Genomic DNA, 12,970 nt, shown 5'->3' with positions numbered 1-12,970 from the left:
TTTTTCGTATGTTTTAAACTAAGATTATGTGTTAAAAGAATCTAGGTGATTTTAAATTTTTCTTTGTTTTTATAAAGTCGTAACGTAACATTATTTCAAAAGAACCATCATTAAAAGATGTACTTCCTAACTCTGTAGTTTCTTTATCATAAGCCAAACCAATCATAAAATCCTCAGACACCTGAAAACCAAACATACCACTAAATGCTGCACTCCAACGGTAAGCTCCTCCTATAATAAACTTATCATTAAGCATAAAGTTAGCAGAAACATCTACCTGTAACGGCGCTCCTTTTACTCCTTTAGTTAATATCGTTGGTTTAAATTTTAAGTTGGGATTAAGGTCAAAAACATAACCTGTCATTAAGTAAATATTCATTTGCTCATTAGCAGTAGAAAAAGAAGACTCATCAAAATGTTTCGTCTGTAAAATTCTTGGCGCAGACAAACCAACATAAAATTTTTCTGTATGGTAATAGATACCCGCTCCTACATTAGGAGAAAATTTATTATTAATATCTTCTTGTAGAGTAGGATCTACACCATTACTATTATCCTGGTTTAATTCTGAAAAACGAACATCCAATAAATGTGCACTTGCTTTTAAACCAAATGACAACTTACCTTCTAAAGAAGTATATATTGTGTATGAAAAATCACCATCAAAATATGTTTCTGAAGTTGGACCAATAACATCGTTAACTACAGAAAAACCTACTCCAACACCTCTATATCCTAAAGGTGTGTGAAAATTAAAAGTTTGCGTTTTTGGTGCACCGTCTAAGCCAACCCACTGAGATCTGTGCAATAAACCAACACTCATATGACCACGAGAACCTGCATAAGCCGGATTTATACTTATAGTGTTATACATATACTGTGTGTATTGCGCATCTTGCTGTGCCCAACCTGATAGTGTACCAAGAGCTAACAGTAGCATAGTTGCTACTATTAGTTTGTACTGTTTTGTTTTTGCGCTCATAAACTTAATGCTATTTGTTTAAATATATGTAGCCGCTAAGCTGTTTAGTTTTACCTGCTGGTGTAGTATAATCTAATACATAGAAATACGTACCAACCGGAAGTTTTTTGTCTTTATTTATGGTAACTCTACCGTGAGATGTACCATCAAAATTATTATTTTGAGTATCATAAGACTTAGTTACAAATACTTGAACTCCCCATCTGTTATAAATTCTAACAGTGTTATTAGGGAATCTCTCTAGCCCTGTTATTTTAAGTACATCATGAATACCATCTCCGTTTGGAGTTACTACATTAAATATTTCTATACCATCTTCTTCTGATTCTGGAAAATCTAAATAATCTGGAATACCATCACCATCTGCATCATCATTTGCAAAATCACCATCTTTATTAATATCTTCATCAATAGTTGGTATACCATCACCATCATCATCAGTATCTCTATAATCTAGCTCACCATCACCATCTGAGTTTGGTAAGTCGTTTATAGGATCATCTATTTCATCGTTTTTATCATCATCAATAGTAGTTGCTCCTTCAAAACCATCATCTAGACCATCATTATCCTTATCAGAGCCTACAAATGTATCATCTGGGATACCATTACTATCTGTATCGTTAGCTTCTATTACATCTGGAACACCATCATTATCACTATCCTCATCTAGATAATCTGGTAAGCTATCACCATCTGTATCTACAGGGAATATTCCTAAATTACCATCAGTTTCATAAGCATCATCTAAACCATTACCGTTCTCATCTAAACCACTTGGTTGTATGTAACCGTTTGTTGTTTGTGCTTCTACATTGTCTGGGATACCATCGTCATCAGAATCTATATCTAAATAATCTGGAATACCATCACCATCTGTGTCTGTTGCATCTGTTGCTGGGTCATTATCACCATCTAAATTAAGATCTTCAAAACTATCTAGAATACCATCATTATCTGCATCTAAATCTGTCATTGCAGCTTCATTAACAAGTACTGTTATTGTAGACGTGCTACAGTTACTAAGTGTATCACAAATTGTATATGTAAAGGTATCTTGACCTATGTATCCTGGGTTAGGTGTGTATGTAATTACATCATCAGACGGATCGTTAGGCGTACCATTATCATCTACCACAATTGTTCCGTTAGTTGGATTTGTTGTTGTAAACGTACCATCTGTTGGTAAATCATTATCATTTAAATGCCAATTATCTATTACAATTGTTTCATCTTCATTAGTTGCAACAACATCATCTTGTGTATCTAAAATAGGTACTACTGTAATATCTACTGTTGCTGTACTACAATCTCCATACGTATTACACACAGTATATGTAAAAGAATCTGGACCATTGTAATCTGGGTTTGGTGCGTAGGTAACAATATCATCAGATGGGTCGTTAGGAGTACCGTTATCATTAATGGTAACAGTTCCGTTTACGGGATCTGACGTTGTTAAGGTTCCTGGATTAGGTAGCCCATTATCGTTATCAAAAACATCTATAACTATAGAATCGTCTTCATCTACAGAAACAATATCGTCTTGCAAATCACTAGCCTCGCTCATACAAACTACCGTAAAACTTGGTAATTTAACAGAGTTACCTGCTTTTAATAATGTTGCCACATATTTTATAACATCTTTAGTCGCTATTACTTGTGGCGCTGTTTGATCTCCTGTTAAAATTGGAGACCAACTAACTGTTGCTCCTGGTGGCACATTAGGTGAAACATCTAATGTAACCTCATTATCTGGAGTGTTACAGTCGGTTAATATAAAGTAGGTACTCGCGTTTTTACCGCACAACGTACCGTCATAAGTTGCAAAATATACTCCAGGCTGACTTACCTCATAAAAGAAGTCTGTACCCAAAACAGTACTTGTATCTGCCGCGTTATACCATTTGTAATTATTCTCATCTGTACTATTAGGTGCTTGCAATAAAAATTGAGCACTAACTACATTAGCGCAGAACAAGCCAAGTAGCAGAACGAATAAAAATTTATATGTGTTAATTGATTTCAAATTTCTAGGATAAGTTTTTATTCGCTTTAGCTTACTTTACTACAAATACAACGTTAATTAACGTGTTATAGTCTGTAGGTTGATTAGTTACTGTGTATGTTAACACTCCGTTAGCATTAATAGACATTGTAGCCGTGTTAAATACTGTAGGATCTGCATAAGTTACATAGTAGTATAATTCTGTTCTAGTATATGTTGGTAAAGCTGATGGTGCACCTGCACTACCAATAGTTGGTGTACCATATTGCTTAATATACTCATCATATAAATCTAATGTCTTAGTACCATTTGTTGCAACATCTACTTCTACAGAAGGCGGGTAAAATATACGTGCTGCTTTAGATGTAATAGGTGCAATTGCTTGTATTACTTCTTGCACATTAGTTTCTGCTGTTGGAGATGCTTCACCACCTTCATCAACATCAATTGGTGTACGCAAATCAACTTCATCATCAAACTGATCATCTGTATTTGCTAATGATGCTAAACTAACTGTTTGAGAAGAACCATCTTCTATACCTACAGTTAATGTTGTGCCAGACAAACCTAAATTACGTATACTTTGATTATCTGCTAATGCTGCTAAACTAACTGTTTGTGAAGAACCATCTTCTATACCTACAGTTAATGTTGTTCCAGAAAAACCTAAATTACGTATACTTTGATTATCTGTATCAATACTACTAATATCTATAGTATTACCACCTGAAATAGTTAAATCAGTACCAGATAAACTTAAAGTCTGATCATCAGTTGCTGGGTCACCTGCATCACCTTTTGCTCCTGCTGGGCCTTGAGGTCCCTGTGCTCCTGTTGCACCTCTATCCCCTTGATCTCCTTTATCTCCTTTTTGACCATTTTGACCATTTTGTCCAGGTTGACCTTGAGGTCCTTGTGGACCTTGCGGGCCTTGTGCTCCTGTTACTCCTCTATCACCTTGATCTCCCTTGTCTCCTTTTTGACCCTGTGGTCCTTGAATACCTTGAATTCCCTGATCTCCTTGATCTCCTTTTTCTCCTTGGATTCCCTGATCACCCTGATCTCCTTTTAATCCTTGAGGACCTTGTGCTCCAGTTTCTCCTTGAATACCTTGATCACCTTGGTCTCCTTGATCTCCTTTTTCTCCTTGGATTCCCTGATCACCCTGATCTCCTTTTAATCCTTGAGGACCTTGTGCTCCAGTTTCTCCTTGAATACCTTGATCACCTTGGTCTCCTTTTTCTCCCTGGATTCCTTGATCACCCTGATCTCCTTTATCTCCTTTTAATCCTTGAGGACCCTGTGCTCCAGTTTCTCCTTGAATACCTTGAATTCCCTGATCTCCTTGGTCTCCTTTTTCTCCTTGGATTCCCTGGTCACCCTGATCTCCTTTATCTCCTTTTAATCCTTGAGGACCCTGTGCTCCAGTTTCTCCTTGAATACCTTGAATTCCCTGATCACCTTGGTCTCCTTTTTCTCCCTGGATTCCCTGGTCACCCTGATCTCCTTTATCTCCTTTTAATCCTTGAGGACCCTGTGCTCCAGTTTCCCCTTGAATACCTTGAATACCTTGAATTCCCTGATCTCCTTGGTCTCCTTTTTCTCCTTGGATTCCCTGGTCACCCTGATCTCCTTTTAATCCTTGAGGACCCTGTGCTCCAGTTTCTCCTTGAATTCCCTGATCACCTTGGTCCCCTTTTTCTCCTTGGATTCCCTGGTCACCCTGATCTCCTTTTAATCCTTGAGGACCTTGTGCTCCAGTTTCTCCTTGAATACCTTGAATTCCCTGATCTCCTTGATCTCCTTTTTCTCCTTGGTCACCCTGATCTCCTTTTAATCCTTGAGGACCCTGTGCTCCAGTTTCTCCTTGAATACCTTGAATTCCCTGATCACCTTGGTCTCCTTTTTCTCCTTGGATTCCTTGGTCACCCTGATCTCCTTTATCTCCTTTTAGTCCTTGTGCTCCAGTTTCTCCTTGAATACCTTGAATTCCCTGATCACCTTGGTCTCCTTTTTCTCCTTGGTCTCCTTTTTCTCCTTGGATTCCTTGATCACCCTGATCTCCTTTTAATCCTTGAGGACCCTGTGCTCCAGTTTCTCCTTGAATACCTTGAATTCCCTGATCTCCTTGGTCTCCTTTTAATCCTTGTGGACCCTGATCACCCTGATCTCCTTTATCTCCTTTATCTCCCTTTTCTCCTTGTGGACCAGAGTCTGGATCTACCCATGTATATACTCCTGACCCATCAGTTGATAATACTTGTCCATTTATACCTCCAGTCGGTAACTCTATTTCATTCTGATCGTCTTTATCCCCATCAGTATATGTAACAGTATAATTACCAGATCCATCATTAGTTACACTAATATCTCCTGCTCCTACTACTGTCTCCCTGTAATTTGATAAATCAATTGGTGTAGCTGTTGGATCATTAGTTAACGTTAAGTTATCTCCAGTTAATGATAAATCTTGACTGTCTGTACCTACAAAGTTAGTTACTGTACCATTCTCTGATGTATAAGTAAAACTACCATCTCCATTATCTACTAATGTAGTTATGGTATTGTTGGTATCTACTGTTGCTGAGTTGCCAGAATCATCAGTAATCGTATATGTTCCATCTCCATTATCTAAAACTGTAGAACGTTTTGCATCAAAAGTTGTAGCTACACCATCTTCATTTGTATATGTAAATGTACCATCTGCATTGTCTACCAATGTAGATAATGTTTCTGTAAATGTTGTTGCTGTTCCGTTTTCTGATGTATAAGTAAAGCTACCATCACCATTGTCTACTAATGTAGTTATGGTATTGTTGGTATCTACTGTTGCTGAGTTTCCTGAGTCATCTGTTAATGTAAATGTACCGTCTCCATTATCTAAAACTGTAGAACGTTTTGCATCAAAAGTTGTAGCTACACCATCTTCATTTGTATATGTAAATGTACCATCTGCATTGTCTACTAATGTAGATAATGTTTCTGTAAATGTTGTTGCTGTTCCGTTTTCTGATGTATAAGTAAAGCTACCATCACCATTGTCTACCAATGTAGTTATAGTATTGTTGGTATCTACTGTTGCTGAGTTTCCTGAGTCATCTGTTAATGTAAAGGTTCCATCGCCATTATCTAAAACTGTAGAACGTTTTGCATCAAAAGTAGTCGCTACACCATCTTCATTTGTGTATGTAAATGTACCATCTGCATTGTCTACCAATGTAGATAATGTTTCTGTAAATGTTGTTGCTGTTCCGTTTTCTGATGTATAAGTAAAGCTACCATCACCATTGTCTACTAATGTAGTTATAGTATTGTTGGTATCTACTGTTGCTGAGTTTCCTGAATCATCTGTTAATGTAAATGTTCCGTCTCCATTATCTAAAACTGTAGAACGTTTTGCATCAAAAGTTGTAGCTACACCATCTTCATTTGTATATGTAAATGTACCATCTGCATTGTCTACCAATGTAGATAATGTTTCTGTAAATGTTGTTGCTGTTCCGTTTTCTGATGTATAAGTAAAGCTACCATCACCATTGTCTACTAATGTAGTTATAGTATTGTTGGTATCTACTGTTGCTGAGTTTCCTGAATCATCTGTTAATGTAAATGTTCCATCTCCATTATCTAAAACTGTAGAACGTTTTGCATCAAAAGTTGTAGCTATACCATCTTCATTTGTGTATGTAAATGTACCGTCTGCATTGTCTACCAATGTAGATAATGTTTCTGTAAATGTTGTTGCTGTTCCGTTTTCTGATGTATAAGTAAAGCTACCATCACCATTGTCTACCAATGTAGTTATGGTGTTGTTGGTATCTACTGTTGCTGAGTTTCCTGAATCATCTGTTAATGTAAATGTTCCGTCTCCATTATCTAAAACTGTAGAACGTTTTGCATCAAAAGTTGTAGCTACACCATCTTCATTTGTATATGTAAATGTACCATCTGCATTGTCTACCAATGTAGATAATGTTTCTGTAAATGTTGTTGCTGTTCCGTTTTCTGATGTATAAGTAAAGCTACCATCACCATTGTCTACCAATGTAGTTATAGTATTGTTGGTATCTACTGTTGCTGAGTTTCCTGAGTCATCTGTTAATGTAAAGGTTCCATCGCCATTATCTAAAACTGTAGAACGTTTTGCATCAAAAGTAGTCGCTACACCATCTTCATTTGTGTATGTAAATGTACCATCTGCATTGTCTACCAATGTAGATAATGTTTCTGTAAATGTTGTTGCTGTTCCGTTTTCTGATGTATAAGTAAAGCTACCATCACCATTGTCTACTAATGTAGTTATAGTATTGTTGGTATCTACTGTTGCTGAGTTTCCTGAATCATCTGTTAATGTAAATGTACCGTCTCCATTATCTAAAACTGTAGAACGTTTTGCATCAAAAGTTGTAGTTGCTCCGCTCTCGTTTTCATAAGTAAAAGTTCCATCACCATTATCTGTTAAAGATGTAATTGTTTCATCAATTGTAACTGATGCTACATTTAAATATAGACCTCCGTCTGTACCTACTTGAATATCATTATTAGCATCTGAACTTACTAAACCTATAGTCTGTGAAGAACCTGTGCCATCTGTATACGTTATTGTACCATCGTTATTATTAACTAAAGTACCTGCTACTTGATTTGTGTCAATAGTTACTGCATTTCCAGAGTCATCTGTTAATGTAAATGTTCCATCTCCATTATCTAAAACTGTAGAACGTTTTGCATCAAAAGTTGTAGCTACACCATCTTCATTTGTATATGTAAATGTACCATCTGCATTGTCTACCAATGTAGATAATGTTTCTGTAAATGTTGTTGCTGTTCCGTTTTCTGATGTATAAGTAAAGCTACCATCACCATTGTCTACTAATGTAGTTATGGTATTGTTGGTATCTACTGTTGCTGAGTTTCCTGAGTCATCTGTTAATGTAAATGTACCGTCTCCATTATCTAAAACTGTAGAACGTTTTGCATCAAAAGTTGTAGCTACACCATCTTCATTTGTATATGTAAATGTACCATCTGCATTGTCTACTAATGTAGATAATGTTTCTGTAAATGTTGTTGCTGTTCCGTTTTCTGATGTATAAGTAAAGCTACCATCACCATTGTCTACCAATGTAGTTATAGTATTGTTGGTATCTACTGTTGCTGAGTTTCCTGAGTCATCTGTTAATGTAAAGGTTCCATCGCCATTATCTAAAACTGTAGAACGTTTTGCATCAAAAGTAGTCGCTACACCATCTTCATTTGTGTATGTAAATGTACCATCTGCATTGTCTACCAATGTAGATAATGTTTCTGTAAATGTTGTTGCTGTTCCGTTTTCTGATGTATAAGTAAAGCTACCATCACCATTGTCTACTAATGTAGTTATAGTATTGTTGGTATCTACTGTTGCTGAGTTTCCTGAATCATCTGTTAATGTAAATGTACCGTCTCCATTATCTAAAACTGTAGAACGTTTTGCATCAAAAGTTGTAGCTACACCATCTTCATTTGTATATGTAAATGTACCATCTGCATTGTCTACCAATGTAGATAATGTTTCTGTAAATGTTGTTGCTGTTCCGTTTTCTGATGTATAAGTAAAGCTACCATCACCATTGTCTACTAATGTAGTTATAGTATTGTTGGTATCTACTGTTGCTGAGTTTCCTGAATCATCTGTTAATGTAAATGTTCCATCTCCATTATCTAAAACTGTAGAACGTTTTGCATCAAAAGTTGTAGCTATACCATCTTCATTTGTGTATGTAAATGTACCGTCTGCATTGTCTACCAATGTAGATAATGTTTCTGTAAATGTTGTTACTGTTCCGTTTTCTGATGTATAAGTAAAGCTACCATCACCATTGTCTACCAATGTAGTTATAGTATTGTTGGTATCTACTGTTGCTGAGTTTCCTGAATCATCTGTTAATGTAAATGTTCCATCTCCATTATCTAAAACTGTAGAACGTTTTACATCAAAAGTTGTAGCTATACCATCTTCATTTGTGTATGTAAATGTACCATCTGCATTGTCTACTAATGTAGATAATGTTTCTGTAAATGTTGTTGCTGTTCCGTTTTCTGATGTATAAGTAAAGCTACCATCACCATTGTCTACCAATGTAGTTATGGTGTTGTTGGTATCTACTGTTGCTGAGTTTCCTGAATCATCTGTTAATGTAAATGTTCCGTCTCCATTATCTAAAACTGTAGAACGTTTTGCATCAAAAGTTGTAGCTACACCATCTTCATTTGTATATGTAAATGTACCATCTGCATTGTCTACCAATGTAGATAATGTTTCTGTAAATGTTGTTGCTGTTCCGTTTTCAGATGTATAAGTAAAGCTACCATCACCATTGTCTACTAGTGTAGTTATAGTATTGTTGGTATCTACTGTTGCTGAGTTTCCTGAATCATCTGTTAATGTAAATGTTCCATCTCCATTATCTAAAACTGTAGAACGTTTTGCATCAAAAGTTGTAGCTACACCATCTTCATTTGTATATGTAAATGTACCATCTGCATTGTCTACCAATGTAGATAATGTTTCTGTAAATGTTGTTGCTGTTCCGTTTTCTGATGTATAAGTAAAGCTACCATCACCATTGTCTACTAATGTAGTTATGGTATTGTTGGTATCTACTGTTGCTGAGTTTCCTGAGTCATCTGTTAATGTAAATGTACCGTCTCCATTATCTAAAACTGTAGAACGTTTTGCATCAAAAGTTGTAGCTACACCATCTTCATTTGTATATGTAAATGTACCATCTGCATTGTCTACTAATGTAGATAATGTTTCTGTAAATGTTGTTGCTGTTCCGTTTTCTGATGTATAAGTAAAGCTACCATCACCATTGTCTACCAATGTAGTTATAGTATTGTTGGTATCTACTGTTGCTGAGTTTCCTGAGTCATCTGTTAATGTAAAGGTTCCATCGCCATTATCTAAAACTGTAGAACGTTTTGCATCAAAAGTAGTCGCTACACCATCTTCATTTGTGTATGTAAATGTACCATCTGCATTGTCTACCAATGTAGATAATGTTTCTGTAAATGTTGTTGCTGTTCCGTTTTCTGATGTATAAGTAAAGCTACCATCACCATTGTCTACTAATGTAGTTATAGTATTGTTGGTATCTACTGTTGCTGAGTTTCCTGAATCATCTGTTAATGTAAATGTTCCGTCTCCATTATCTAAAACTGTAGAACGTTTTGCATCAAAAGTTGTAGCTACACCATCTTCATTTGTATATGTAAATGTACCATCTGCATTGTCTACCAATGTAGATAATGTTTCTGTAAATGTTGTTGCTGTTCCGTTTTCTGATGTATAAGTAAAGCTACCATCACCATTGTCTACTAATGTAGTTATAGTATTGTTGGTATCTACTGTTGCTGAGTTTCCTGAATCATCTGTTAATGTAAATGTTCCATCTCCATTATCTAAAACTGTAGAACGTTTTGCATCAAAAGTTGTAGCTATACCATCTTCATTTGTGTATGTAAATGTACCGTCTGCATTGTCTACCAATGTAGATAATGTTTCTGTAAATGTTGTTGCTGTTCCGTTTTCTGATGTATAAGTAAAGCTACCATCACCATTGTCTACTAATGTAGTTATAGTATTGTTGGTATCTACTGTTGCTGAGTTTCCTGAATCATCTGTTAATGTAAATGTACCGTCTCCATTATCTAAAACTGTAGAACGTTTTGCATCAAAAGTTGTAGCTACACCATCTTCATTTGTATATGTAAATGTACCATCTGCATTGTCTACTAATGTAGATAATGTTTCTGTAAATGTTGTTGCTGTTCCGTTTTCTGATGTATAAGTAAAGCTACCATCACCATTGTCTACCAATGTAGTTATGGTGTTGTTGGTATCTACTGTTGCTGAGTTTCCTGAATCATCTGTTAATGTAAATGTTCCGTCTCCATTATCTAAAACTGTAGAACGTTTTGCATCAAAAGTAGTCGCTACACCATCTTCATTTGTATATGTAAATGTACCATCTGCATTGTCTACTAATGTAGATAATGTTTCTGTAAATGTTGTTGCTGTTCCGTTTTCTGATGTATAAGTAAAGCTACCATCACCATTGTCTACCAATGTAGTTATAGTATTGTTGGTATCTACTGTTGCTGAGTTTCCTGAGTCATCTGTTAATGTAAAGGTTCCATCGCCATTATCTAAAACTGTAGAACGTTTTGCATCAAAAGTAGTCGCTACACCATCTTCATTTGTGTATGTAAATGTACCATCTGCATTGTCTACCAATGTAGATAATGTTTCTGTAAATGTTGTTGCTGTTCCGTTTTCTGATGTATAAGTAAAGCTACCATCACCATTGTCTACTAATGTAGTTATAGTATTGTTGGTATCTACTGTTGCTGAGTTTCCTGAATCATCTGTTAATGTAAATGTACCGTCTCCATTATCTAAAACTGTAGAACGTTTTGCATCAAAAGTTGTAGCTACACCATCTTCATTTGTATATGTAAATGTACCATCTGCATTGTCTACCAATGTAGATAATGTTTCTGTAAATGTTGTTGCTGTTCCGTTTTCTGATGTATAAGTAAAGCTACCATCACCATTGTCTACTAATGTAGTTATAGTATTGTTGGTATCTACTGTTGCTGAGTTTCCTGAATCATCTGTTAATGTAAATGTTCCATCTCCATTATCTAAAACTGTAGAACGTTTTGCATCAAAAGTTGTAGCTACACCATCTTCATTTGTATATGTAAATGTACCATCTGCATTGTCTACCAATGTAGATAATGTTTCTGTAAATGTTGTTGCTGTTCCGTTTTCTGATGTATAAGTAAAGCTACCATCACCATTGTCTACTAATGTAGTTATTGTATTGTTGGTATCTACTGTTGCTGAGTTTCCTGAATCATCTGTTAATGTAAATGTTCCATCGCCATTATCTAAAACTGTAGAACGTTTTGCATCAAAAGTAGTCGCTACACCATCTTCATTTGTATATGTAAATGTACCGTCTGCATTGTCTACTAATGTAGATAATGTTTCTGTAAATGTTGTTGCTGTTCCGTTTTCTGATGTATAAGTAAAGCTACCATCACCATTGTCTACCAATGTAGTTATAGTATTGTTGGTATCTACTGTTGCTGAGTTTCCTGAATCATCTGTTAATGTAAATGTTCCGTCTCCATTATCTAAAACTGTAGAACGTTTTGCATCAAAAGTAGTCGCTACACCATCTTCATTTGTGTATGTAAATGTACCATCTGCATTGTCTACCAACGTAGTAACTGTTTCAAACAAATAGGACAAATCTACTACACTTGTACTACCACCCTGCATAGTAAGCGTAAGTTCACCTGTTGTTTGATCAAAAACAAAATCTAGAATTTCTGGGTTACTACCTGAAGATAGCTCCCAAGAATCACCATCCCAAAAATAGATAGTTCCTGTATCTGTATTAACATATAAGTCTCCTAAGTCTGCGCCTGCAGGAGATGCAGATCCTGGCGCGGTTACATCTGTTCCGCTTAAAACTTCACAATTACATTGATCTTCTAGGGTAACTGTAGTTTGTGAGAACGCAATTGATGATATTAAAAAAATCATCGGTAATAAAATCTTCTTCATGCCGGGGTGTTTTATTCTATTTATTTCTTTGCAATAAGTTTAAGATGATTCAACATCTGCTTTAATTTTAAAGCTGAGACATTTAAACTTCTCATATTAACCTATAAACAACTTCACTTTACAAAATTAACGTTAGATACGCCGTTAGAAAATAAATGTTGTGTAAGCACCTATTTGTATGGTTAACTTCTATAAAAGCAATGTGGATAATTTTTATCCCTGTTAAATAAGGTATTAACAAGTGTTTTTAATCGATAACAATGCGATTTTAAACGAATTACAAGAGAGTTGAAAAGACTATAAAAATATAATCTTTTCAATTTTTATTTGAAGTACTCAATATATTTGTGAGTTG

3 protein-coding genes are annotated in these 12,970 nt (G+C 35.6%); all 3 read right to left on the bottom strand.

What is annotated here, in order from left to right; genetic code table 11:
* Nucleotides 1–31 precede the first annotated feature (31 nt).
* From AX016_RS08210 to AX016_RS08200, 3 genes are read right to left on the bottom strand one after another with little or no spacing between them, the layout of a single operon-like run.
* Nucleotides 32–982, bottom strand: coding sequence for a PorP/SprF family type IX secretion system membrane protein (locus AX016_RS08210; RefSeq protein ID WP_100895143.1), 951 nt, complete (start codon nucleotides 980–982; stop codon nucleotides 32–34).
* Nucleotides 983–992: 10 nt separating this feature from the next.
* Nucleotides 993–3,011 carry a gliding motility-associated C-terminal domain-containing protein gene (locus AX016_RS08205; protein ID WP_100895142.1) on the bottom strand — a complete coding sequence of 673 codons (2,019 nt, stop codon included), beginning with the start codon at nucleotides 3,009–3,011 and terminating at the stop codon, nucleotides 993–995.
* 31 nt (nucleotides 3,012–3,042) lie between these two features.
* Nucleotides 3,043–12,615, bottom strand: coding sequence for a hypothetical protein (locus AX016_RS08200; RefSeq protein WP_198519416.1), 9,573 nt, complete (start codon nucleotides 12,613–12,615; stop codon nucleotides 3,043–3,045).
* Between the last annotated feature and the right edge of the window lie 355 nt (nucleotides 12,616–12,970).

Origin of the sequence: Cellulophaga sp. RHA19 (assembly GCF_002813425.1) — a bacterium.
Lineage (GTDB): Bacteria > Bacteroidota > Bacteroidia > Flavobacteriales > Flavobacteriaceae > Cellulophaga.
Note: the sequence above shows the minus strand (reverse complement) of the source record. Positions and strands in the feature narration are given on the sequence as shown.